Annotated in this window: 25 protein-coding genes; 16 read left to right on the top strand and 9 right to left on the bottom strand. The window is 55.5% G+C overall.

What is annotated here, in order from left to right:
• Nucleotides 1-16 precede the first annotated feature (16 nt).
• The 5 genes from AC3IUF_RS18475 (at nt 17) to AC3IUF_RS18455 (ending at nt 4,424) form a co-directional block, all read left to right on the top strand.
• Entirely contained in the window at nt 17-1,372 is a 1,356-nt protein-coding gene (locus AC3IUF_RS18475; RefSeq protein WP_489278924.1) for an ANL family adenylate-forming protein, read from the top strand.
• A gap of 36 nt (nt 1,373-1,408) precedes the next feature.
• Nucleotides 1,409-1,651: an acyl carrier protein gene (locus tag AC3IUF_RS18470; RefSeq protein ID WP_123376659.1), complete on the top strand. Its 243-nt coding sequence runs from the start codon at nt 1,409-1,411 to the stop codon at nt 1,649-1,651.
• The gene (locus AC3IUF_RS18465) at nt 1,648-2,721 is read left to right on the top strand and encodes a 3-oxoacyl-ACP synthase III family protein (RefSeq protein ID WP_489278923.1); all 1,074 of its coding nucleotides are present in this window, start codon (nt 1,648-1,650) and stop codon (nt 2,719-2,721) included. The genes AC3IUF_RS18470 and AC3IUF_RS18465 overlap by 4 nt, the downstream gene beginning before the upstream one ends.
• Before the next feature lie 105 nt (nt 2,722-2,826).
• Entirely contained in the window at nt 2,827-3,450 is a 624-nt protein-coding gene (locus AC3IUF_RS18460; protein WP_007915036.1) for a hypothetical protein, read from the top strand.
• Nucleotides 3,451-3,509: 59 nt separating this feature from the next.
• A complete protein-coding gene (locus tag AC3IUF_RS18455) occupies nt 3,510-4,424 on the top strand; it encodes a LysR family transcriptional regulator (protein WP_489278922.1) in 915 nt (304 codons plus the stop codon).
• Here AC3IUF_RS18455 and AC3IUF_RS18450 read toward each other — a convergent pair.
• Both AC3IUF_RS18450 and AC3IUF_RS18445 read right to left on the bottom strand, forming a co-directional pair.
• Nucleotides 4,414-5,184 carry a substrate-binding domain-containing protein gene (locus tag AC3IUF_RS18450; protein ID WP_463543345.1) on the bottom strand — a complete coding sequence of 257 codons (771 nt, stop codon included), beginning with the start codon at nt 5,182-5,184 and terminating at the stop codon, nt 4,414-4,416. The genes AC3IUF_RS18455 and AC3IUF_RS18450 overlap by 11 nt on opposite strands.
• Before the next feature lie 12 nt (nt 5,185-5,196).
• Nucleotides 5,197-6,489 carry an MFS transporter gene (locus AC3IUF_RS18445; RefSeq protein WP_007915042.1) on the bottom strand — a complete coding sequence of 431 codons (1,293 nt, stop codon included), beginning with the start codon at nt 6,487-6,489 and terminating at the stop codon, nt 5,197-5,199.
• Nucleotides 6,490-7,270: 781 nt separating this feature from the next.
• On the opposite strand from AC3IUF_RS18445, the gene AC3IUF_RS18440 reads away from it, so the two are divergent.
• From AC3IUF_RS18440 to AC3IUF_RS18425, 4 genes are all read left to right on the top strand, one after another.
• Nucleotides 7,271-7,579 (top strand): RcnB family protein, encoded by a 309-nt coding sequence (locus AC3IUF_RS18440; protein WP_311881547.1) that lies wholly within the window; start codon nt 7,271-7,273, stop codon nt 7,577-7,579.
• A 205-nt stretch (nt 7,580-7,784) separates the two neighbouring features.
• Entirely contained in the window at nt 7,785-9,719 is a 1,935-nt protein-coding gene (locus AC3IUF_RS18435) for a hypothetical protein (protein ID WP_489278920.1), read from the top strand.
• 15 nt (nt 9,720-9,734) lie between these two features.
• On the top strand, nt 9,735-10,571 hold the full coding sequence (locus tag AC3IUF_RS18430) for a hypothetical protein (protein WP_489278919.1): 837 nt from the start codon (nt 9,735-9,737) through the stop codon (nt 10,569-10,571).
• Nucleotides 10,572-10,594: 23 nt separating this feature from the next.
• The gene (locus AC3IUF_RS18425; protein WP_447786058.1) at nt 10,595-11,359 is read left to right on the top strand and encodes a D-alanyl-D-alanine carboxypeptidase family protein; all 765 of its coding nucleotides are present in this window, start codon (nt 10,595-10,597) and stop codon (nt 11,357-11,359) included.
• Between the two features lie 73 nt (nt 11,360-11,432).
• On the opposite strand, the gene AC3IUF_RS18420 is transcribed toward AC3IUF_RS18425, so the two are convergent.
• Complete coding sequence (locus AC3IUF_RS18420; RefSeq protein ID WP_489278918.1) at nt 11,433-12,512, bottom strand: diguanylate cyclase domain-containing protein; 1,080 nt, start codon at nt 12,510-12,512, stop codon at nt 11,433-11,435.
• A gap of 162 nt (nt 12,513-12,674) precedes the next feature.
• Between AC3IUF_RS18420 and AC3IUF_RS18415 the strand changes: the two genes are divergently transcribed.
• Both AC3IUF_RS18415 and AC3IUF_RS18410 read left to right on the top strand, forming a co-directional pair.
• Nucleotides 12,675-13,013, top strand: a complete 339-nt coding sequence (locus AC3IUF_RS18415; RefSeq protein WP_053121462.1) for an FKBP-type peptidyl-prolyl cis-trans isomerase — start codon at nt 12,675-12,677, stop codon at nt 13,011-13,013.
• A 35-nt stretch (nt 13,014-13,048) separates the two neighbouring features.
• On the top strand, nt 13,049-13,462 hold the full coding sequence (locus tag AC3IUF_RS18410; RefSeq protein ID WP_489278916.1) for a hypothetical protein: 414 nt from the start codon (nt 13,049-13,051) through the stop codon (nt 13,460-13,462).
• A 139-nt stretch (nt 13,463-13,601) separates the two neighbouring features.
• Here the strand turns inward: AC3IUF_RS18410 and AC3IUF_RS18405 are convergent, their stop codons facing one another.
• The 3 genes from AC3IUF_RS18405 to ftrA form a co-directional block, all read right to left on the bottom strand.
• Entirely contained in the window at nt 13,602-13,871 is a 270-nt protein-coding gene (locus AC3IUF_RS18405) for a hypothetical protein (protein WP_489278914.1), read from the bottom strand.
• Nucleotides 13,872-13,873: 2 nt separating this feature from the next.
• On the bottom strand, nt 13,874-14,254 hold the full coding sequence (locus AC3IUF_RS18400; RefSeq protein WP_123376665.1) for a DUF6124 family protein: 381 nt from the start codon (nt 14,252-14,254) through the stop codon (nt 13,874-13,876).
• A 437-nt stretch (nt 14,255-14,691) separates the two neighbouring features.
• Entirely contained in the window at nt 14,692-15,666 is a 975-nt protein-coding gene (ftrA, locus tag AC3IUF_RS18395; RefSeq protein WP_489278913.1) for a transcriptional regulator FtrA, read from the bottom strand.
• Between the two features lie 101 nt (nt 15,667-15,767).
• Between ftrA and AC3IUF_RS18390 the strand changes: the two genes are divergently transcribed.
• From AC3IUF_RS18390 to AC3IUF_RS18380, 3 genes are all read left to right on the top strand, one after another.
• A complete protein-coding gene (locus AC3IUF_RS18390) occupies nt 15,768-16,196 on the top strand; it encodes a rhodanese-like domain-containing protein (RefSeq protein ID WP_095113628.1) in 429 nt (142 codons plus the stop codon).
• A 247-nt stretch (nt 16,197-16,443) separates the two neighbouring features.
• The gene (locus tag AC3IUF_RS18385) at nt 16,444-17,223 is read left to right on the top strand and encodes an ABC transporter substrate-binding protein (RefSeq protein WP_489278912.1); all 780 of its coding nucleotides are present in this window, start codon (nt 16,444-16,446) and stop codon (nt 17,221-17,223) included.
• 187 nt (nt 17,224-17,410) lie between these two features.
• Nucleotides 17,411-18,523, top strand: coding sequence for a succinylglutamate desuccinylase/aspartoacylase family protein (locus tag AC3IUF_RS18380; RefSeq protein ID WP_489278911.1), 1,113 nt, complete (start codon nt 17,411-17,413; stop codon nt 18,521-18,523).
• Nucleotides 18,524-18,576: 53 nt separating this feature from the next.
• Here the strand turns inward: AC3IUF_RS18380 and AC3IUF_RS18375 are convergent, their stop codons facing one another.
• Nucleotides 18,577-20,856: an nSTAND3 domain-containing NTPase gene (locus tag AC3IUF_RS18375; protein ID WP_489278910.1), complete on the bottom strand. Its 2,280-nt coding sequence runs from the start codon at nt 20,854-20,856 to the stop codon at nt 18,577-18,579.
• A 239-nt stretch (nt 20,857-21,095) separates the two neighbouring features.
• Between AC3IUF_RS18375 and AC3IUF_RS18370 the strand changes: the two genes are divergently transcribed.
• The gene (locus AC3IUF_RS18370) at nt 21,096-21,812 is read left to right on the top strand and encodes an alpha/beta hydrolase (protein ID WP_489278909.1); all 717 of its coding nucleotides are present in this window, start codon (nt 21,096-21,098) and stop codon (nt 21,810-21,812) included.
• Here the strand turns inward: AC3IUF_RS18370 and AC3IUF_RS18365 are convergent.
• Nucleotides 21,802-22,359: a DcrB/PsbP domain-containing protein gene (locus AC3IUF_RS18365; protein ID WP_150693983.1), complete on the bottom strand. Its 558-nt coding sequence runs from the start codon at nt 22,357-22,359 to the stop codon at nt 21,802-21,804. The genes AC3IUF_RS18370 and AC3IUF_RS18365 overlap by 11 nt on opposite strands.
• Nucleotides 22,360-22,443: 84 nt before the next feature.
• Entirely contained in the window at nt 22,444-23,217 is a 774-nt protein-coding gene (locus tag AC3IUF_RS18360; RefSeq protein WP_489278908.1) for a hypothetical protein, read from the bottom strand.
• A 147-nt stretch (nt 23,218-23,364) separates the two neighbouring features.
• On the opposite strand from AC3IUF_RS18360, the gene AC3IUF_RS18355 reads away from it, so the two are divergent.
• On the top strand, nt 23,365-23,901 hold the full coding sequence (locus AC3IUF_RS18355; protein ID WP_007915066.1) for a chalcone isomerase family protein: 537 nt from the start codon (nt 23,365-23,367) through the stop codon (nt 23,899-23,901).
• The last annotated feature ends 70 nt before the right edge of the window (nt 23,902-23,971 follow it).

Here is a 23,971-nt window from a genome sequence, read left to right as displayed (position 1 = left end):
AGCGGGAGGGTTGGGTATGCAAGTAGCAGCATTTTTGGCTCATCTGAAAAGCGCCGGCAGTCAACCGGCAATCGTCAGCGATGAGGGCCGCTTTACCTATGACCAGTTGCACGCGCAGATAAGCGTGTACAGCGCGGAGCTGGCGGCAAAATCCGTCAGTGATTCCTGCGTACTGCTGGTCGACAACTACAGCTTCAACAGCGTCTGCATGCTGTTCGCGTTGTGGCTGCACAACAACGTGGTGGCGCTGTCTGTGCCCAAGGGCGAGGAACAGCTCGCGCAGTTGGCGGGCGCGGCGGGCGCGAGGTTTTCCGTTATCGGCGGGACGCCGGAGTTGGCGGTTGTCCAGCACGCCAACCCTGTCGTGCCACCGACTGTAGACGGACTGCTGTCGCGGCATCAGCCCGGTTTCATTGTGTTTTCTTCAGGCTCGACAGGCCCGGCAAAAGGCGTGGTGCACAGCATCGCGCCGTTCTTCGAGCGCTACCTGAATGCCGAACACTGCGGTGCGATTCTGGCGTTTCTGCTGTTCGATCACATCGGCGGCCTGGTGACCGTGCTGCAGGCGCTCGCCACCCATGGCACGTTGATTCTGCCTCAGGAGCGCTCGCCGCAAGAGGTCGGTCGCTGCATCGAATCGTTCAACGTGCAAACCCTGCACGTCTCGCCGACGCTGCTGAACCTGGCGACGATCACCGGGGTCTTCCAGAAGTGGGACACGAGCAGTCTGCAGCGCATCTATTTCGGCTCCGAACCGAGTTCACCGGAATCCATCCAGCGCATTGCCAACGTCATGCCGCACGTGCAATTGCAGCAGTTGTACGGGATGTCGGAGATCGGCGTGCTGCCGTGCCGCAGCAAGGCCGGCGACAGCGCGTGGATGAAGATCGAAGACCCGAACTACAGCCTGCGGGTGGTCGACGGCATTCTGCACGTGCGCGGCGCAACCAACATGCTTGGCTACCTTGCCAGCGCCGGTGACCTGTCGAGTGATGGCTACCTGATCACCCATGACCTGGCCGAGGAGCACGAGGGCTATTTCCGGGTCACGGGGCGGGCGGTCGATCTGATCAATGTCGGTGGCAAAAAGGTCTTTCCGTCGCACGTGGAAAGTGTGCTGATGGGCCTGGAAAACGTCTCGGATGTGGTCGTTTACGCGCAGCCCAACCCACTGCTCGGGCAGATCGTCGCCGCGCGTTTCACGCTATTCGAGCCGGAAAGTCTGGAAGCGTTCAAGGTCCGCTTGTATCAACACGTTCGCGGCGTACTGGCGCAGGAACAACTGCCGCGGGTGGTCTCCATCGCCGAGACGCCGCTGTACACCAGCCGCTTCAAGAAAATGCGTCACCCCGGCGTTCTCGCCCAGTCGTGAGACCGGTTTACTCATCACGTTATAAGGAAATGACCCATGGTTGATCTGGTAAAAATGCGCGCAAGCATCGCTGAAATCCTGTTCATCCCGGTGGACGAACTGCACGGTGAGACGCGGCTGGAAAACAGCGACAACTGGGACTCGATGGCGCGAATCGGGATTATCGCGCTGGTGTTCGAACAAGTCGGCGTGAGCGTGTCGGGCGAGGAGATCGAGCGTGTGGTCACGGTGCAGGATCTGTTCGATCTGATCGACCGCAAAATCAAGGACGCCGCATGAGCCTGCTGACCATTGAGGGCGTCGCCATTCGGGCGGTCACGGCGGCGCTGCCCGAGCGTCGTGTGACGGAAGAGGACTTCGCCGAACTGTTCGGCGCCAAGGAAGTTGCGCGCATCGCCAAGAGCACCGGCATCCAGTCGATCCGCGAAACCAAAACCCTGCATACCTCTGATCTGGTCATCGCCGCGTGCCGCAACCTGCTCGATCAAGGGCATGCTGCGGCACAGGACATCGACGGTCTGATCGTGGTGACCCAGACGCCTGACTCGTGGGTGCCGGGTGTCGGCTTCATGGTGCAGCAGGCCCTCGGCCTGCCGCAGCATTGCCTGGTACTGAATGTGGCCGCAGGTTGCTCCGGCTATATCAGTGCGCTGGTTCAGGCGGGCGCGCTGATTTCATCCGGTGCCTGCAAGAAAATCCTCCTGTGCACCGGGGACGTGACCACGCGAATCCTCGACGAACGCGACCGCCACGTGAAGATGCTGTTTGGTGACGCTGCGTCGGCAACGTTGCTGGAGCCGGGTGCAGGCAAGTTCGAGTTCCTCTGCGGCGCCGATGGCAGCGGCGGCGCGGCGCTGCAGTCCGACATCGCCTACGCCCGGGAGGCGGGCAGCCACGTTTGCGCGACCATCCAGCGTTTGCAGATGGATGGCACGGCGGTGATGAATTTTGCCCTGAGCCGGGTCCCGCAGACCGTCAAGGCTTTGCTTGAGGCGACAGGGTCAAGTCCTGCTGCGCTGGACTTGCTGGTACTGCATCAGGCGAATGCGTTCATGCTCAATTACCTGCGACGGATGATTGGCGTGGCGGCGGAAAAGATGCCGGTCGACATCGATGGCGTTGGCAATACCAGCTCCACCTCGATTCCGATTGTGTTGTCGCGTCATGCCGCGATCGGCACGCCGCAGGCCGAGCACGTTGTGCTGTGCGGTTTCGGTGCCGGGCTGTCGTGGGGCGCGTTGAAGGTCGATCTGCGTCGCACGACCGCTGTGGCACCTTGCGAAGTGCCGGAGAAAACCGCTCTGGCGGACGAACCGGCTCTGGCTCCGAGTGAGCGTTTGCAGGCCTGACCGCTCCTCAATGGCATGACATGGCACCCTTGGCGGCGATCCTCGGATCGCCTTCAAAGGTGCCACGCCTTGGTTCAAATCCTCTGATCACGGGACAGCTGTTTCATGAAGCGAAAACTCTGCAGCGCACTGGGCATCATCGGCCGCAAAGACAATCTGACGTGGCAATATCCTTCGCCTTTTCTGCCGCTGTTTCAGTTTCACGAGCGGCATGAGTCGGGTGCGATCCGTGCGCAACCCGAGGACATCATCGCCGCCGTTTGCGCGTTGGACATGCGTGAAGACCGCGTCGTCGATGCGCTGTTATCCCTGCGCGAGTTGCCGGGAAAAATACTACGAAGATTGGCGGGCGGAGCTTCGCAGGCGCAAACCGCCCCGTTCGGTTTTGACGCTTTCACGCTACTGGAACGCACCCCGACAGAAGTGTCTCTGGGCCTGGCAGGACGCTTCTGGCGCCCGGATCTGAAGACTGGCCATATCGCTGATGCTCAAGCCTTCAAGGCGCTGGATGATCCACGCGCGGCGAAACTGCTGCTGCGTTTTCAGGTCATCGAACATCCACAAGGCATGCGCACGCTGCGCACCGAAACGTTTGTGTATTGCGCTTCCACGCGCAGCAAAATGCTCTTCACCCCTTACTGGCTGCTGATTCGTCTGGCCAGCGGCTGGATTCGCCAGCGCAATCTTGCTGCCATCCAGCGGCAATTCTCGACAGAACGGGCAGTGTAAAAAATCGCATCAATTGGTTACATTGATAGCCTCAGCGAATCAATCTCCCGAGTCCTGCCATGGCCATCAACTTCGACCTTAACGACCTGCAAGCCTTCCGCGCCGTGGTCGAGCAGGGCAGTTTTCGCAAGGCTGCCGACACCGTGCGCCTGTCGCAACCGGCGTTGAGCCGGCGCATCGAAAAGCTCGAAGACGCTCTCGGCGTGAAACTCTTCGAACGCACCACGCGCAAGGTCAGCCTGACCCAGGCCGGGCGTGGATTCATGCCCAGTGTCGAGCGTTTGCTCGATGATCTCGATGTCGCGTTGCTGGGCATCAGCGAAGTCGCTTCGACCCGTTTAGGCCACGTCACCGTCGCCTGCGTGCCCTCGGCGGCGTACTACTTCATGCCCCGCGTGATCGCGCGCTATCACCAGCAATTTCCACGGATCAAAGTCAAAGTGCTCGACTCCAGTGCGCACGATGTCTTGAGTGCGGTGGTCAATGGCGAGGCGGATTTCGGCTTGAGTTTTCTCGGTACGCAGGATGCCAAAGTCGAGTTCGAACCGCTTGTGCAGGAGTGCTACGTCGTCGCCTGTCGCCGCGATCACTCGTTGGCCGGGCGCAGCAGCGTGAGCTGGGACGAGTTCTATCAGCAGGATTACATCTCGCTCGACAAGACGTCTGGCAATCGTTTTCTGCTCGATCAGGCGTTGAGCACGGTGGTGCCGCAGCGCTCGAGCATCTGCGAAACCCGTCATGTGACAACGATGATCGGTCTGGTGGAGGCGGGGTTGGGCGTGGCGGCGGTGCCGCTGATGGCGATGCCCGGGCCGGATCATCCGATCCTGACGCGAGTGCCGCTGACCGATCCGCAAGTGATGCGCAGTGTCGGCATCATCAAGCGCCGGGGTCGCACGTTGACCCCGGCGGCACTGGAACTGGAGCGGCTGGTGGTGGAAATGAAGGTCCAGCCGCCGATTGTCAGCGCTTGACCGAGTCCAGCCCGGTGGCCTGCACGTCAGCTTGCGCGGCCGGCGCGGCGAGGTAAGCGAGCAAGGCTTTGGCCTCTTCTGGATGCTGCGCGCCGACTGGAATACCGGCGGCAAACCGCGTCACCGATTGCACCGATTCCGGAATCTTCGCGACGAAACTCACGCCCGGCACTGGCAGCAATTCACTGACCTGCTGGAAGCCCAATTGATAGTCTCCGGTGGCAACCACCGAGCCGACCGGGATTTTCGGGATCATTTTTGCCTTCGGTTTTAGCTGCTCTTCGATGCCCAGTTTCTTGAACAACTGCTGCTCGATGTACACGCCGCTGGCGCTGTCGGAGTAGGCCACGGACTGCGCGTCAAGCAAGGTTTTCTTCAGGCTGTCGACACTGCTGATGTCCGGTTTTGGCGCACCTTCGCGCACCACCAGGCCGATCCGCGAGTCCGCCAGCTCAACGCGCGAGGCCGGGTCGACCTTGCCTTGTTTGATCAAGTCGTCGAGGGCATAGCCGACCATGATCACCACGTCGGCGTGTTCACCGCGGGCGAGGCGATTGGGGATCGCCTCGGGTGCTTTGCCCATCGACGGACCGAGGCTGGTGGTCAATGTGTTGCCGCTGGTGGCAGCGAATTTCGGCCCAAGAATCTTGTAGGCGGCAGTGAAGCCCCCGGAGGTCATCACGCTCAATTCTTCGGCCTGGGCCGCGAGGTTGAACGCGAGACCGGCGAGCAGGGCGGTGACAGTAAACAGTTTTTTCATGGCGAGTTTTCCTCAGGCCGCGACAGGTTGCAGACGACCACCGGCACGGCGGTACAGATAAAGAGTGGCGCACAAGGCACACAGCGCACCGATGCTCATCCAGTAACCCGGTGCGGCTTTGTCGCCGGTGTACTGAATCAGGAAGGTCGACATCGCCGGGGTGAAGCCACCGAAAATCGCTGTGGCCAGGCTGTAGGCGAGGGAGAAACCGGCAACCCGCACTTCAACCGGCATGATCTCGGTGAGCGCCGGAATCATTGCGCCGTTGTACAAGCCGTAGATAAACGACAGCCACAACAGCGACAGCAACATGTGGCTGAAGCTCGGCGCCTGCACCAGGTACGACAGCGCCGGATAGGTGGTGGCCAGGGCCAGCAGCGACATGGCGATCAGCACCGGACGACGACCGATACGATCGGACAACATGCCACCAATCGGCAACCAGAAGAAGTTCGACACGCCGACCAGCAAGGTCACCAGCAACGCGTCGGAGGTGCTCAGGTGCAGGACGGTTTTGCCGAAGGTCGGCGCGTACACGGTGATCAGGTAAAACGCGGTGGTGGTCAGCGCGACCATCAACATGCCGCCGAGTACCACGCCCCAGTTCTGGCCGAGAGTGCGGAACACTTCGCCCATGCTCGGGCGGTGTTTGCGTGCGGCGAACTCTTCGGTTTCCGCCAGGTTACGGCGCAGAAAAAAGATGAACGGCACGATCATGCAACCGACGAAAAACGGAATCCGCCAGCCCCAATCGGCCACCACATCCGGCGCCATCCACGCGTTCAGCGCATAGCCCAAAGCAGCGGCGACAATGATCGCCACTTGCTGACTGGCCGACTGCCACGCGGTGAAGAAACCTTTGCGACCCGGCGTGGCGATCTCGGCGAGATACACCGACACACCGCCCAGTTCCGCCCCGGCCGAGAAGCCTTGCAGCAAGCGCCCGATCAACACCAGTGCGGGGGCAAACAGGCCGATGCTTTCGTAACCGGGCACCAGCACAATCAATATCGTGCCGCTGGCCATGATCGACAGGGTGACGATCAAACCTTTGCGTCGACCGACATCATCGATGTACGCACCGAGCACGATGGCGCCCAGTGGACGCATCAAGAAGCCTGCGCCGAATACCGCAAAGGTCATCATCAGGGAAGCGAACTCACTGCTCGCCGGAAAGAACACTGCCGCGATCTGCGTGGCGTAGAAGCCGAACAGGAAGAAGTCGAACTGTTCGAGGAAGTTGCCCGAGGTCACCCGGAAAATGGCACCGGCCCGCGAGCCGTTGTGTGGGATTGAGGCTGTCATAGAAAAGTACTCCACCGCTTTTATGACGTGCGCGACGGGAGGGCGGCGCACGGTTTTTATTGAGGTGGATGGTGGCGCAGGTGTAACTGGATGTTAATTGCATTGTTGGCATGGATTGATGTGCAGAGTGGATCAATGGTTTTTCTGGGTACAAATCCATTGCTGCGGTAACGGCTGCTTATGGTTTCGCCTAACGGCGACGTCGCCGGTGAGAAAAGATCAAGAGCACTCGAGCTGGCGCTCATTGTAATGAGTGGTTAAAAGCGGGCGCATGGCTTTGGTTTGGTGGGGTGGCTACCCCTCACCCCAGCCCTCTCCCGAGGGAGAGGGAGCCGATTTCGGTTGGTTTTGAAACGTGCATTCGACTCGGTATCGCACATCGGCGCACTTCTGCCAAATACCTCGGTCAGTCCCCTCTCCCGAGGGAGAGGGAGCCGATTTCGGTTGGTTTTGAAACGTGCATTCGACTCGGTATCGCACATCGGCGCACTTCTGCCAAATACCTCGGTCAGTCCCCTCTCCCGAGGGAGAGGGAGCCGATTTCGGTTGGTTTTGAAACGTGCATTCGGCTCGGTATCGCACATCGGCGCACTTCTGCCAAACACCTCGGTCAGTCCCCTCTCCCTCCGGGAGAGGGCTAGGGTGAGGGGCTCTTGATTTTGCTTTTGTCTCCAGGACACCACATTCCAATGACCTCTAGCGCCCACCCCCGGCAAAAAAGGAATGATTCCCGCCCCACGCAGTCGGAGTTGAGGTACTACCCAATTCAGGAGCTTCACCGATGAACAGCAAAACCCTAATCGCCAGCCTGGCCCTCGTCGCCGGCATTGCCGGGATCAGTCCACTTGTTCAAGCGGCGCAAACCTCAAACAACACCGTCGAACATTCCCCCACCGGTGACCGTGAACTGACCGTAGGCGACCGCGCACCGGACGTTTATCAGCGTAGCGAAAAAGCTTTGGGCAACTGGAAACAGAAAGGTTTGAAGCAGCCGGAAGACCAGTCGCAATGGGTGCAGATCAATGACAAGTACGTGCTGGTGAAGATCACAAACGGGACGATCGTGGCGATTCAGCCTGTCGAACGCTAGCTGTGTATGAGGAAACGCCAGTCAACGAAACTTGAGTAACTTTGGAATTGTGTTTATAGCTAATTACATACTAAGACAATAGCTAAAATTCCGTGACTGTAATGTTGAAGAGACAGTTTACAAAACTGTCTCGATTTTTCCCGCGCCCCGCTTGATTTTTTCATTCTTCCAGCTAGCGTGAAGGTTCAGTAGGACCTATAACACGATGGAGCGCGCCGATGTGGAGACCTATCAACAACATTCTCTGCTATTAGTCTTGGCGCGATATTCTTTTGGGGTTTCTGTTTTTCTCATTGGGTTAGGGTTTTGCTCGGCTGGTGCCGACGTGAAATTGCAAGCTAATGAGGTTTCGCCTGATGACTTTGTTTTGGTCCGCCGGATTATCGACACGCGCTACTATGACTTTGAAACACCAAAAAGTACTCCTGAAGAGGTAGAGGGTAGTAATGAACCTTATCAGTCAGGGGTAAGGTTGCGACCATCCTTGTCACTTGGCGAAACACTTGAGGCGGGATTCGCTCGTGAAGTAAAAGTTGAAAAAAATGATGGTGTTTCGAATGTCGTTTTTCGCGAGTATGGATTTGGCCAGAAAAATGCGTCAAAAGCTTATGCTGAAATTGAAAAAAAGATTGTGCAATTAAATGGTTTGGATGATCAGGATAAGGTGATATTGGCAGGCAGTACCATCAAGATTCCTGCTGTTCCAAAAATTGCTTTGGAGAGACCAAATCCGAATAATGCTAATAATCTGATCCCTAGGATTAGCGTTTATCCAAGGTTGCAAGAAGTTGTTTATAATAATGAGTATAATTTTGAATCGATGGCAATCAAGAGTCGCCCCATCGTTTTATCGCGAGAGCGTGAGGGCTCACCACTGGTATTCCAGTATGTCTGGTTGCCTCGATCATTTAATGAACAAAGGCTCAAAAAAATACTGCCGTCGGAGAAAGACGAAACTCAATCGGAAATATTGACTGTCAATACCGGTTCCACATCTCCTGGCGATAATGTGCCTGTTGATTTTGTTTCAGTTGCTGAAAAAGCAATCATAATAGATAAGTTTTCTACTCCCGCATTTCAGCAGTCCGTTCTCATTATTCTGGACGATGGATGGCCAAGTAATGAGGCTTATCGCGAATCGATTGCTTTTTTTGCGGACGCTTTTGAAAGAATTCATGAAAAATTTCGTTATCCGATTGGAAAAACGAAGGAGTTGCTTTCTTCTCAACTCGAAACAGATTATCCCAAGAGCGTGTTCCATTCGCTATATATTCAACAGTCGTTACAGGCGCTGGTAGATTTAGAGTCTGGATCGCCAAGTGGCAAAAAGGTAAAGGTCGTTTATCTCCCATTGTCAGTCGCTCAAAAAAACTCGCGAACTGTTTTGGAAGACTTGATTGCTCTTCGGATACTTGATGATGGAATGCTCACCCGTAGGGGGGATGCTGTACCGAAAGAAAATATTAGCAATGCACAGAGAATTTCAAAGGATATTGTCGGTCGACTGAAAAGTGATTTTGGGATTCCCGAGTTAAGAACCGATAAGGCGGTTATTGAGTCTCTTCTATTGTTTGTTGATTTATATTCTCAAGCTACAGGTGTGCCGTATGTTGTCAATTTTTCCTGGACAACTCCTAGGCTGCAGAGCAAGTTCGCGTCATTTAGCTTCAATCAAGGGGTGCTGGTGTCAGCGGCGGGAAATGGTTCCTTGAACGATTGCACCAAGTGTCGGCCTTATCTTGCTGGACAAGATGAATGTAAATGCGCTGAGAATGCTGCCGCTAAAGAACAACTCTTCGCAACGCGATCCGTGGAGGGGCAGGATGTCATAGCGGTGATGAATACTACCCGGGATGGCCATTTGCAGTGTAGATCAAGCATCGTCGGGTCAAAAAGAACGGATCCATTGGCGTTTTCGATGGACGGAACTGTGAGTAAAGACGTTTGTGGAACCAGTTTTTCTGCTCCTAGAATCGCCTGGCTGTTAGCCGCCAAATTGGCATACACCGATTTAAATACACTTGATCCGCCTGGCCCGGATAGAGGTATCCAGTTAAGGGATATCTTTCGTCAAGCGCGTGTAGGCGGAATGGAGTCAGGCGAGAGATTTAATCTTGATATAAAAAAACTATTCAAATGAATGGAGGCGGCTGCTATGAGAAACGTGTTTGTTCTTCGTGGAATCATTTCTTTGACGATTGTTTTTTTTATTACTGGTTGTCGTCATGATATGGAAGAAGCATGGTCAGATGTTGCGAAGAATTGTGCGTTTAGTGAGCTTAATTCCGATAAAGCACTTTTCTTTGGGCCGTCGAATGCATTAGGGCCAGGTTCTGTTTGGCGAAAGATGGATAGTCAGGACGGTGGTGGATATCGTGTTCGCTGGGACTCAACATCCATTCCTGACAGCACATCATGGATTAAGGCGGGTCGGGAGTTTGATTGCGAGGGTAAAACGGTTACAAAATTTAGTGGTAGTGCCTCGGCAGCGTTTACTACGGATTTGACACCGTTTTCGGCAGATGTGAAGAGTGAACTTGGTAAAGCAAAAAATGTTGATGTAAAAATATCAATGATGAGATGGGATACTATTTTGGAAGGACCATTTGAGCAGAAAATTATGGCTCTTCCAGACACCTCTCCGATTAAACTTGATATAAATAAAGACGGTCGCTTGGTTATGTATCGCGCTTTACTGGTCAGAGGGTTTAAAGCGAAGCTCTCATTCGATACTGCAACCGCAGCCGCCCTGAATGCTAAATTGAAAGATGGAGTATTAAAACCCATTAATGGTGATCTTGGAGCTGCGTTAAATGTTAAGTGGGAGAAAAGTGAAGAGCTGACGTTGACGTCTGTAGATGATTTTTATGTTGCAGGGGAACTTTCGAAGTACAGCAGTACAGGGTTTGCGTCTTCGGGCTCCTGGTTTTCACCGACTATTGATGTGGAGAAAAATGCAAAAGTTGAATGGCAGTCAATTTCTGATAAATAGTGATAATTGCAGGGGCTTGAGTCATGAAAACTCCATTGGTGTTAATCGATGTTCCGTCGATTTACGAGAATAAACACGGTATTGCTGTTTCTTTGCCGCGGCGCCTTGCGTCGGCAAGTCCAGATATGGCGTTGGCGATTACCCGAGTGGGGCATGAACTAGAAAAACTGGGTGGCAGATTGGTTTTGTCAGATTTGTATCGAAGTTATGATATGCAAATGCAGGCCCATCTCGACTATGTCAAGAAAAATAAAAGCGCATTTAGCCCCGCGCCAGGCGGTAGTTTTCATGAGTCCGGGCGGGCCATGGATATCTCTTTATCTGACTTGAAAGTTTCTCTGCAGAAATTTTGGGAGATTGCAGCAGTTTATGGATTGAACCCTATTATTGACGAGCCAAAGACCAAAATTAGTGAGTCATGGCATTTTGAATGCAGAGGCAGTCACCAAGTTGTCATAGATTATTATAAGGCTGGTAATGGTAGTAATTTTGAAAAACCTTATACGGCGGGAGCTGCTTCGGCAATTCTGGCGAGCGGAGGTAAGGTCGATAAGTTTGGTGAAAATCAACGTGAGGCTCAGCTTCAGGCAGCACTCATTCGTTGTGGCTATGTTATAGGTGACATTGATGGGGTGATAGGTGTTAAAACCAGAACCATTCTTAGTGGTTTGTCTATCGATGACAATGATATAGATCAGGCGTTGAAGAGTGTTGAGGACTTGGTGCAGACAAAATTTCCTGAGGAGTATCGGATTTCAAATGAGATCGCATTGTTAAGTCTGAATTGATTAAAGTGGTATTAAGTAGGTGGAAGAGCGGTGCGTGTAATTTCAGTATGGAAATATTTTTCATTCATGGTGGTTAGGTGCGAAGACATTGCAATTGTGTGGTTGAGGCGTGACCCAGCCGATACTGATTATTGCCACTGCGCTTGGCCTCATACATCGCCAGATCTGCGACGTGCAGCAAGCGATCCATGGCTGTCGCATGGTCCGGAAACACCGCCACGCCAAGGCTGGTGCCGATGTGGCGCTGGTCGTTGCCGATGCTGATCGGGGGCGACAGTTCGATGAAGATTTTCTGGCAGATGCTGCGGGCTTCGTCCTGCAAACTCAGGCTCGGCGACAGGCCTTGCAGGATCACCACAAACTCATCGCCGCCAATGCGCGCGACGGTGTCGGTGGCACGCAGGATGCGTTTCAGCCGCGTGGCCATGGTGATCAGCACCCGGTCGCCGGCGGCATGGCCGTAGCGGTCGTTGATGGTTTTGAAACCGTTGAGGTCGACGAACACCAGTGCGACACGAGTCTCGGTCTGGCGAGCTTGATCCAGCGCTTCGGACAAACGTTGTTCCAGCACCAGGCGATTGGGCAGGCCGGTCAGCGGATCGAAGTGAGCGAGGTGTTGCAGGTAGCTGGCCGAGGCTTTTTCTTCGGTGATGTCGCGCACCACACCCATCATTTTCACCACCGCGTCGTGGTCGTTGCGCACCACGTTGCCGGTTTCCCGCAGCCAGCGAATCGTGCCGTCGGGCCACACCACGCGGTATTCCTCATCGTGATTTTCGCCGGTCTCCAGGCAGCGTAGTTCGCCTTCGCGCACATTGGTGCGGTCGTCTGGATGGACACAAGAACAGAACAACGCGTAGGACGGCGTGATCTCGCCGATCTTGAAGCCGAACATGCCGTAAATCGCATCCGACCAGTACAGCCGATCCGTGTCGACTTCCCAGTCCCAAGTGCCGATGCGCGCAAAGTACTGGCTGCGTTTGAAGCGCTCGACGTCGCCGTCCTGCTGAATGTGTTGGCCATCGGCGGCCCGTCTCAGCAGATCCCGATACTGCGCGAGCTGCCTGCGCAAATCGCGTTCGCGCCACAGCAGCAATGCGATGACGGTCAGCATGATCACGCCCACGGCGAGGCTGATCCAGAACAGAGTCATTCGGGTGCTGCCAGCATGGCGAATCGATCCGTAGAGTAGTGGCGGTTGGCTATGTTAATGCTTCAATACTCGGTTCGGATACATGTTGATCTGCGCTGGCAGGTTGCCAATCCCCGGCATTTCTGGGAAAACGGCGGCCGGCTGAACAATAGAGTGAATGTTATGAATGATGAACTGCAGGTAATCGATCTTCAGGTCGGCGAAGGCAAAGCCGCCGTCAAAGGCGCGCTGATCACCACCCAATACACCGGATGGCTGGAAGACGGCAGCGAGTTCGATTCTTCCTACAGCCGTGGCAAGCCTTTTCAGTGCGTGATTGGCACCGGACGAGTGATCAAGGGTTGGGATCAGGGTCTGATGGGCATGCAGGTGGGGGGCAAGCGAAAATTGTTGGTGCCGGCGCATTTGGGCTATGGCGAGCGGACGATGGGCAAGATTCCGCCGAATTCGAATCTGGTGTTTGAGATTGAGTTGTTGGAAGTGTTGACGCGGGAGGATTGAAACCGGGTCGTTTTTTACGCTTGGGAATAAATGCGATGGATGTGTGGCAGTGGGTTTCACAAGTTGCCGATTGGCTGGTGGAGAGGCATGCCTCGCGCAGAGGATCGACTTACAACTACATGTATTTCGTTTCCGCTGCCACTGCAGTTGGCAGTTGGGTAGTCGCGAAAGAACTGCTCGCCAAACGCAAGGCCCTAAAAGCAAACGTGTCTGAAGCTCTGCAAAATGAAACGTTACGTGCGATGTCCTTTGCTCAGGAGGATGGGCGACCAGTCAAACGCACTGCGACGTTGGTCCGACAGGAAGAAACCTTTTTCGTCACGGTCATTCGTCATGACGATGAAGAACGCGTGGAGTCATCCAGTGAAGCGTTGCACTCGCTGGACGATGTCGACGTTTACTTGCGTGACCACACACCCTTTATCCTCGCGGATTTTCGAGCTTCGTGACTCACGCGCCCGATGCAGAAAGAACGCTTTCGCGAGCAGGCTCGCTCCCACATTGGAACGGCGGTGTACTCGAATGCCGCGAGTAACCGTGAACACCTGTGGGAGCGAGCCTGCTCGCGAAGAACGATCACGCGGTCAATCAGGCTGCGTGGGCCATTTCGGCCAGTGTGTCGGCCACGGTTTTTTGCAGTGAGGGGAACCGGCGGGTTACGCGGCGCAGAGCGGGTAGAACGGTGTCGATTTCCAGTTCATCGAGTTGGGGAAGGACGGTGACGGCGGAGGCGACGATGGTTTCGCGTTCGCTTTCGAAGAGCACCAGGCAGGCGTTCTGTGCCCAGCGTCCGTCCCGCTCGTTGAAGCCCATGGCCACCAGTGCCGCGACGACTTGTGCATCGGTTTTGTTGGACATGTTTATTGCCTCAGTGCGGGGTCGATTTTGTCGAGGGCGCGGTTGACCGCGAGTTCGCCGAGCATGACCACTTGCTGGATGCCGAGCACGGTGTTGCGGTAGGGCGAGTCGAGCAGGGCGGCGAAGTCGCTGAGCATGATGCTGGCCGAAGCCATGGATTCGCAGGCGTGGGCCATGAGGTCTTCGGCGCCGGTGTTAGGGTCGACGAGGAACATGGTGCTGGGTCTGCGCGGTGGTGAAGGCGGTGTGGGTTTCAGGTAGTGATCGAGGGCGCGTTCGGCGGCTTCGTGGAGTTTTCTGGAGCCCGGTGTGGAATAGGGAGACGTTGGATTTGGATCGATTTCCGCGTCTGTTTCGGGCGGATTTGGCGTGATTTTGAACATGGTGTAGTTTTCCAAAGTGATGCTGACACCACCTCGCGACTAAACGAAAAGGTGGCAGCTATACGCAGGTTAGTCGACCGGGAACTCCACCAAAACCGGCGCACCCGAAGGCGCCCTGCGCACAGCTACCATTGAGTGAGGTATCGAAATACCTACTGTCTGGAACGTTGTGCAGTTTAAGTGGATTACCGAGCGACTAAACCCGATCACTGAACATTCAGTGACGCGAACCAAGTTACCGGCGCCCCCCTAGCCGCACAAGCCGGCGGATTCTGGCGTAGTTGTAGGCAAAGGCGCAAGGCGCTGTAGCCTCATGGCTGATGTCTAAATAATGCTGCGTTTGACTGGGCGCCTGCGCGAGCAAGCTCGCTCCCACCTTTGAAATGCGTACCCCCTGTGGGAGCGAGCTTGCCCGCGAAGGCGCCTTCAAAATCACCTCAGGATTCAACCCTCACGCCGCGCCCAAACCGCTCTCTATAAACAGAAGGCGGCACCCCCACCACCCCACGAAACGCCACACGAAAACTCTCCACCGACCGATAACCGCAACGCTCGGCAATCTGCTCGGTATTGTCCGGCGTACTCTCCAGCAACTCCCGCGCCCGCGCCAACCGTTCATGCTGCAACCACGCCTTCGGCGACTGCCCATTGGCCTCGGTAAAACGCCGCAGAAACGTACGCTCACTCATCGCCGCTTCACTGGCCAGATCACGCACTTCCAGCGGTTCATGCAAGCGCTCGCGCGCCCATTGCATCACCCGCGACAGATCGTTGCGCGGTGTCGGGCTGACCGGGGTCGGAATGAACTGCGCCTGACCGCCGGTGCGTTGCGGCGACATCACCAGACGCCGCGCCACCGAGTTGGCGACTTGCGTGCCGAAGTCCCGCGCCACCAGATGCAGGCAGGCATCGATCCCGGCAGCGCTGCCGGCCGAGGTGATCAACTGACCGGCGTCGACATAAAGGACATCGGCATCGACCGCAATCGCCGGGAAGCGCTGCGCCAGTTCCGCCGTGTAACGCCAATGGGTTGTGGCGCCGTGGCCGTCGAGCAGGCCAGTGGCCGCCAGCACAAATACACCGGAGCAGATCGACAGCAATCGCGCACCCCGGGCATGGGCCTGATGCAATGCATCGAGCAGTTCATCCGGCACCGCCGCGTTGCGGTCGCGCCAGCCGGGAATGATGATGGTGCGCGCCTCGGCCAACAATTCCAGGCCGCCATCGGCCAATACCTGAATCCCGCCCAAGGCGCGCATCGGGCCTTGATCGACCGCCGCGATGGCGTGGGTGTACCACGGGAAATCGAACTCCGGCCGGGTCAGGCCAAAGACCTCCACGGCGATGCCGAACTCGAATGTGCAGAGGCCGTCGTAGGCCAGAATCGCGACCAGACCTGGTGATGTCGGCATTTGGCGGAAAATTCCCGGTGAGTGTCTTGTGCGCCACTGTAGCCGCAAGCGGCCGCTCGATAAAGTCTGTTCACACCCGTTCAGATAAAGGAGCAACACCCATGACCAGCCTGGTTCGCGACATCCCTGCGGCGCCGTCGGCGATCGCCCTGATGCACTTCAGCAATCGTCTGACCTTCGAAACTGATTGTTCCGACGTGTTCAGCAGCCAGGAGGCCGGCGAGATTGATTTTGTTCTGGTCGATGTCCGTGGACCACTGGCCTATGAGCGCGGGCATGTGCCGGGCGCGATCAATATCCCGAACCGTTTGCTGACGGCGGCGGAGTTGGCGAGTTACCCGAAAACCACGCTGTTCGTGGTCTATTGCGCCGGCCCGCACTGCAACGGCGCGAACAAGGCGGCGGTAAAACTGGCGGCGCTGGGTTACCCGGTCAAGGAGATGATCGGCGGCGTGACCGGATGGCTGGATGAAGGTTTTCAACTGAGCGTTGAACAAGCCGCCAAAACCGCCATCGGCTGCGAATGCTGACGTTCTTTTAAGAGAATTCCTGAGCAAAAAAAGCGCTTGTCCTACAGCCCTTGCACCACGACGGCGCACCCGTTGACCCCGGTCAATCGGTGCGCCGATCTTTCATAAGTATTTGTCGCTTAAACACAATTTACCCTGTGCGCGCCGCCATAGACTGCCGGCCACTTCGGTTTTTGTAGCCAATTGGCCATGACCGAACGCTGAATCGAAAGCTGCCAATAAAAGCCTCCGCACACAGGAGTTATAAATGAAGAAGCTAGTGATGTTCGGTGCCCTGGCACTGTCGATGTTGTCCCTGACCGCCGTGGCCGAAGACGCCAAGCCGATCCGCATCGGTATCGAAGCCGGTTACCCGCCATTCTCGATGAAAACCCCTGACGGCAAACTCGCCGGTTTCGACGTCGACATCGGCGATGCGCTGTGCGCGCAGATGAAAGTCAAATGCACTTGGGTCGAGCAAGAGTTCGATGGCCTGATCCCGGCGCTGAAAGTGAAGAAGATCGACGCGATCCTGTCGTCGATGACCATCACCGACGACCGCAAAAAGAACGTCGATTTCACCATCAAGTACTACCACACCCCGGCGCGCTTCGTGATGAAGGCAGGCTCCGGTGTCAAAGACCCGCTGACCGAGCTCAAAGGCAAGAAAGTCGGCGTGCTGCGTGCCAGTACTCACGACCGTTACGCCACCGAAGTGTTGGTGCCAGCCGGGATCGATCTGGTGCGTTACGGCTCGCAGCAGGAAGCCAACCTCGACATGGTTTCCGGGCGTATCGACGCGATGCTGGCCGACTCGGTCAACCTCAGCGACGGTTTCCTGAAAACCGACGCCGGCAAAGGCTTCGAATTTGTTGGCCCAACCTATGAAGACGCCAAGTACTTCGGCGGCGGCGCCGGCATTGCGGTGCGCAAGGGCGATACCGCGCTGGCCGAGCAATTCAACAAAGCCATCACCGAAATCCGCGCCAATGGCGAGTACAAGAAAGTCCAGGACAAGTACTTCGACTTTGATGTGTACGGCCATTAATACGCCGTAGAAAAAAGTGGCCCCGTTTGCGCGGTGGCCACTTTTTTTGCGCCCATGATTTATTCTGTTTCACACATTTCCCATGTAGGAGCTGCCGAAGGCTGCGATCTTTTGACTTTGCTTGTGAAAAACAAGATCAAAAGATCGCAGCCTTCGGCAGCTCCTACAGAAACATCGGAGTCTTCCCATGCAACGCATCGACCATGTTCTGCCCTGGAGCCACTTGGGCAGCGAGCGCTCGCTCAGCGTGTTTCGCTATGGCGCGGGCACCCGCAAGGTGTACATCCAGGCCAGCCTGCACGCCGATGAACTGCCGGGCATGCGCACCGCGTGGGAACTCAAGCAACGCCTCAATGAGCTCGAACAGCAAGGCCGTTTGCAGGGCGTGATCGAATTGGTGCCGGTGGCCAACCCGATCGGCCTCGATCAACACGTGCAAGGTGCGCACATGGGCCGTTTCGAACTCGGCAGCGGCAAAAACTTCAACCGCGCCTTCGTCGAACTCAGCGCGCCGGTCGGGGCGTTGATCGGTGAACGATTGGGCACTGACGCCGAGGCCAACGTCGCGCTGATCCGCCAAGCCATGGGCCAGGTTTTCGATGAGCTGCCGGCCCCGGCCTCGCAACTGGAAGCCTTGCATCGTCTGTTGCTGCGCCATGCCTGCGATGCCGACATCACCCTCGATCTGCATTGTGATTTCGACGCGGCGATTCACTTGTACGCGCTGCCGCAGCACTGGCCACAGTGGCAATCGCTGGCGGCACGCTTGAAGGCCGGCGTGGCGCTGCTGTGTGAAGATTCCGGCGGCAGTTCGTTCGATGAATCCTGCTCGACGCCGTGGCTGCGTCTGGCGCGGGCGTTCCCCAACGCCGCGATTCCGGCGGCGAATCTGGCGACCACGCTGGAACTGGGCAGCATGGGCGATACCCGGGTCGATCAGGCTCAGGCCAATTGCGAGGCGATTCTCGGTTTCCTTGCTGAGCAGGGTTTCATCAGCGGCGAGTGGCCGGCGGCGCCGAGCGAGTGCTGTGAAGGCCTACCGTTCGAGGGCACCGAATACCTGTTCGCGCCGCACCATGGCGTGGTGAGTTTTCTGCGCAATGCTGGCGAGTGGGTGGAGAAGGGTGATGCGCTGTTTGAGGTGGTCGATCCGTTGCAGGATCGCGTGACCACCGTGCGCGCGGGCACCAGTGGCGTGCTGTTTGCGCTGGATCGCGGGCGCTACACCGAGCCGGGGATCTGGCAGGCGAAAGTGGCGGGGCGGGTGGCGTTTCGTACAGGGAAATTGACCAACGACTGAGACTGATCAGTGTAGTTGCTCATATATGGAAGTATGAGCAACTCAACAGTTATTTATTTGTCTATGTCGTCAAAAATTGAGCGAGATTCATTTGTCGGTAGTCTATACGACTCTCTATAGGAATAGTCTGGCTCTTGTTCGCCGTAATAGTTTTGTCGTAAATCTTCAATGGATATGTCAATGCTGTCTAAGGCTTCTTCTATTATTTCGTGTGTGCCTTCAGAACTTGATAAGGCTTCTTGGTAGTCTCTTAACGCGGACTTAAGTGTTTCGAAGTGGGTTGATGGGTCTTCGGACTCATTGTGGTCGTTATGCCATTCGTCAACAATTTCGGCGAGATTTGGCAGCAGCTTTTCTTGTACCTCTTTCAATATGTCGCTTAGTTCTTCATTCTCAAAAATGGGGCGGATGCTATCTTTCAGAAAGTCCGAGTCAGGTATCGAAACTGCTAGATACTTTATTCTCTCTATATGCTTGATTCTCATGGCTTCAGGTAAGGCATTGCTAATGTGAAGTCTTACAATCAAGCTTACGTCAGAAACTACAGACATATAGGATCTGATGTGCAGGTTTTCAAGGTGTTGTGGGTATGCAATGATAAAGTGTTGGAGGAAGGTTGAGTCGCATCGACGAGTTAGAAAGCGATTGAGAGAGTCGTGACTCGCAGGGGCGTCTAACAGACTTTGCATACGGCTAATTAGGGCTGGATACCTATTTGTGGGAATGATGACTTTCACACCTTGGATATTCATGTTTCCGCAAGAAATTTCTCGGAAAAGTTGAGGTAGCGGTGTGCCGGCTATATAGATATCCATAAGTTCACGATCCTCAGCAACCATGGAGGCGAACGCTTCCCTGATTGTTGGGTGTTTGAAATGCCACTCATAGCTTCCGTCTTGATTTATGTTCGCTATTAAACTTCCATCTAAAGTGGATAGCGAATTGCGTACCTGTCCAATGCTACCGCCCATTAGAGTAATAGCACGTTCCTCTTTCTCGTCGAGAGTTATGGGGCTCGGAACGGCTCCGCCTCTCATGAATATCAGTGCAATAGCAGCCCGACTATTTATGTCTAGAGTCTCAATCACTTCTTTTAGAAAATCCATTGGCCTTTCAACGAAGTCAGCTAGACCGTGGGAAGATATGATGAGACTCTTTGTGAATTCTTTATTGCCTAATCTACGTGCGATTTCTGGAGTGAATAGATTAAGTGCTGCTGTTGCTTTAAGGTGTGGCTTGATCCCTTTCTTGAAATCTAAGTTCTGTGAGCCAAGTTTTACATGGTTGTATAGAATCTGTTCTTTTTCGCTAGACGACATTCGCTCAACATTGATAACAACTTGCGATTCTTTGAGTATTGGAAGGGCTGAGGTTTTTAGATATTTTTTTGCTGCTTGAAATATGTAGCTGCGTGAAGTGAATATTACCTTCGCGCCGCGGTTTATTGCTGCTTGGATGTGAGGGAATGTGCTGTTCCATGCGATGGTTTTTTGATCGTCTATCTGGGTGGCGCCGAAAGCATCATCAACCCAGAAAAATTGATTTTTTTCGTACGGGTTCGAGTGCTTTATAAAGTCTTCTGCGCTAGTTATTTTAACTGTTGAACACTTCCATTCGTCAGTAGCTCCTAAGGCAAGTGCTGCAGCTATAGTAGATTTCCCGCATGCAGGTTCACCGAGTAGAAGCACAAAACCGTGCTCGACGATAGCACGGGCACTACGCTGATAGGCATCAGTAATTACAAACTTTCTTAAGTCATCTCCTAAAGAGCTTAGGATCTCAACCCCTTGTGCGTAGGCACGCTCGTCCAGAATTTGACTCAAGTCGCCCAAACCATAAACGCGTGGAACTAACATTCTCAGTCGAGGACTTTCATGGATTAAAGCTGTAATTTTTTCTTCGCCATAAATAAAGAATTTATTAATGCCTGGAATGGCGTGAAAGGCTTCTCTTATCTTCTCATCGTTGCTTCCCGTTAGTTTGGCGTTAGAAAAGATAAAATAGTTTTGTGCTAGACCTTTGGACGCTAAACGATTCGCTTTTTTTAGCTCGTCGCTTAGGTCGCTAAGTTTTAAGGTTGTTTGTGTGCTGGAAGTGAATTTACATTGAACTGCGAAGGTCCCAGATAAAGTTTCGCAACCTTTGTTTTTCCATGTCCCACTGAAGCCACCATCACGCCCCCCGTCATTTGTGTCAGAAAAAACCTGAAACGTCTGGCCCCAAATATCACCTAGTATCGTTGAACAAAGCTGTTGAAATGCTTTCCACCCGAGTGAATGAAGTTGGTAGGAAACCTCTGTCGATTGGACAGTTGAGGGCGGAGTGTTGGCCATTTTTTATCTCGTCCATAAACCTTAAATTGACACCAGCGATGACTGGCTAAAGCCAGTAGCAATCGGAAAATTAGGAGCATATGTGTGAAATGCAAAAATAGTCTAGAAATGTGTTGTCTGTGGGATTGTTGAGCGAGTGCTTGCAGCAGCAATTTTTTCACTGAGATAAACGAAGTTTTTGTGTGATTTTAAGGATGTTAGGCTCCCCCCGAACCCGACACTCCGTGAAGGAAGGCTCTATGTTGAAGGTCTTTGCTCTCTTGACCCTGCTGGCGTCCAGCGCCGTGCAGGCGCAAACCACGCTGCAATCCGATCTGCCACTCAAGTACCTCGAACTGGTTCACGCCGATGCCGAACCGCGGCCGCTGGTGATTTTCCTGCACGGCTACGGCAGTAACGAAGCCGATCTGATCGGCATGAAATTTCAGCTGCCGGCGCAATACAACTACCTGTCGGTGCAGGCGCCGCTGTCGTTGGGTGAAGGGCGCTTCCAGTGGTTTCGCAAGAAGGGTGAAGGCGCCTACAACGGCGAGACCGATGATCTGAAGGTCAGTGGCCAGAAGCTGCGCGACTTTATCGCGCAAGCAGCGAAGAAATATCACACCACCCCGGACAAGGTGTACCTGATCGGTTTCAGCCAGGGCGCGATGATGACCTACGAGGTCGGGCTGCGGCCGCCAGTGGCGGTCGGTGGGATCGCCGCGTTGAGCGGGCGTTTATTGCCAGTGTTGAAGGCTGAACTCAAAAGCGAACAGCAGCCGTTGCCGCTGAACATCTTTATCGGCCACGGCACCGCCGATGATCCGGTGCCGTATAAGAACGGCACCGAGGCCAACGCTCAGTTACAGAAACTCGGTTATAAACCGCAGTTCCATGCCTATCCCGGCGTCGGCCACAGCATCAGTGCGGCCGAGCTGCGCGACTTGGACGGCTGGTTGCAGCAGCTCAATCCTTGAGGATGGTTTTCACCAGGGCATCGTGACCCTTCTTGTCGCTGGCGCGGGAGATCACCTGCACCAGCGCCATCTTCGTGCCGGAGCCGGCCATCAGCGTGGTGTTGAGGGTCTGGCCGCCGCCCTGGGTGGCGGTGCTGTCGACCTGACGCAAGCCAAGGCCGGTGCCTTTCTGGGTCAGGCTCTTTTCGCTGAGCTTGTTGAAGTCCGGCAGCGCTTTGCGCTGGTCTTCGATGAAGCTCGACACGCTGCCGTCGAGGAACTGCCCGTCGTTGTCCTTGACGTGCTGGCCTTCGGGGATCTTGTTTTCAGCGGTAATGACCACGGTTTTTGTGGCCTCGTTGGTGTACATGGTGCCCGTGGTCCCGCTTGGGCTGGTCGGCAGCGGGTCGGCGACGAAACCTTTAGGCAGTACAAAAGTGAATTTGCCCTCGAGCATCGAGACTTTCTCGGTGCCGGCATTTTTCTTGGCCGCTTGCGCGTGAAGGGCGCCGAAACCGGCGAGGGCCGCCACCAGCAGAACGACGGTTTTTTTGCTCAACAATGACATGTGAATCTCCGGTGGATGGTCGCGCGAGGCGGGCGATCATCCCACGGAGGGGGCCGGGCGTTCCAGCGCGAATCATCCGAGTGGTTATTGCGCCTGCGCTTTCGCCAGCGGAAGGGCCAACAGGCGTTTGGTCACGCCGAGCATGGCCACCGACACTGCGACACCGACGGCGAATCCACTCAGCCCCATGCTTGGCAAGGTCAGCGCCGAGACCAGACAAAACGCCGAAAACGAATACATGCCGGTCGCCGTCGCCCGTAACAATGCAGCAGTAAATGCCGGGCCGCGCGTTTGTTGCGAGAACACCGCCATGACACTGCCGAGCACCGGAAATACCGCGAGCAAACCGCTCCAGCGCTCGCCGACGGTGCTGGCGAGCATCGTCACCACCAGGGTCAACGCGGCGCCGGCGATCATCCGCCAGATCAGTTTGTCCGACTTCGGCGCCGTGCCGCTGAGCACCGGTTGCACTGTGGGAAACAGATAAGGCGATGCCAGCAACGCAATCGCCGCCGCCGCCACGGAAAACGGCAGTGACGCCGGAATCAGCGACAACACCCCAGCAATCACGGCCCACACCGTCAGCGACGCCGTCAGCGCCAACGGCCAGTTCGCCCGTTGCGCGACCTGCGCGTAGGTGATGCAGAACGCAATCATCGCGAACATCGCCGATAACGCCGCCACCGCCGACTGCGCGGCAAACCCCGGACCCTGCTCGATGGCGAGGAAAAACAGAATCGGCCCGACCACCACCGGCAACCCCGACAGCCACCCGGCCACGCTCGGCCCCCAGCGTTTGCCCGCCAGGGAAATCAGCAGCAGAAAACCGGGAATCAGCAGCAGTTTGAGGATCAGCACGCAGGAGTCTCCATCCGTTGAAGGTTCGCCACGTTAGCATTGTCGATCGGCGATTGCTGCCTATGTGCGCAGTTTTTGTATACAAAGTGTCGGGAGCAATACCCGACTATGCTCTGATTATCAGGGCTTGCCGGAGTCGATAACGCGATGAACAGAACACCGAAGGTGTTGCGCGGATGTTGCGGCATCGGTTTGTGGGCGTTGTTGCTGACGCCGACCTGGGCCAATTGGCAGGACGCGGTGCCCGGCGCGCAGATCATCGGTACCGGCGATTTCAGTGTGTTCGGTTTCGATGTCTACAACGCGCGCCTGTGGAGTGCCGCGCGGCCCCTGGTCGACGGCCAGCCGTTTGCGTTGGAGTTGATTTACCGCCGCAACATTTCCCGCGACGATCTGGTCAAGGCCAGCGTCGATGAAATCAAACGCCTGGCCGGTGCCCGCGTCAGCCCGGCACAATTGGCCGGGTGGCAGGTACAGATGCAGCAATCGTTCGTCGATGTGCAGGCTGGCACGCGGATTACCGGCGTGTATCTGCCGGGGCAGGGCGCGCGGTTTTTTGTCGGCCAGCAGTTGCAGCATGAAATTGATGATCCGCTGTTTGCCCGGGCGTTTTTTGATATCTGGCTCGATCCGCGCACACGCAATCCTGAGCTGCGCGAGCAGTTGTTGGGGGTGAGTCGATAGATTCTTTTGCGCTTCAAGGCTGTGGCGGAAACCTCTAAGCTGCGTCTTTCCGACTTGTTTCTGGATGTGT

The organism is Pseudomonas sp. KH_040 (genome assembly GCF_057839305.1).
The sequence above is the reverse complement of the archived record's forward strand: the minus strand, read 5'-3'. Positions and strand labels throughout refer to the sequence as shown.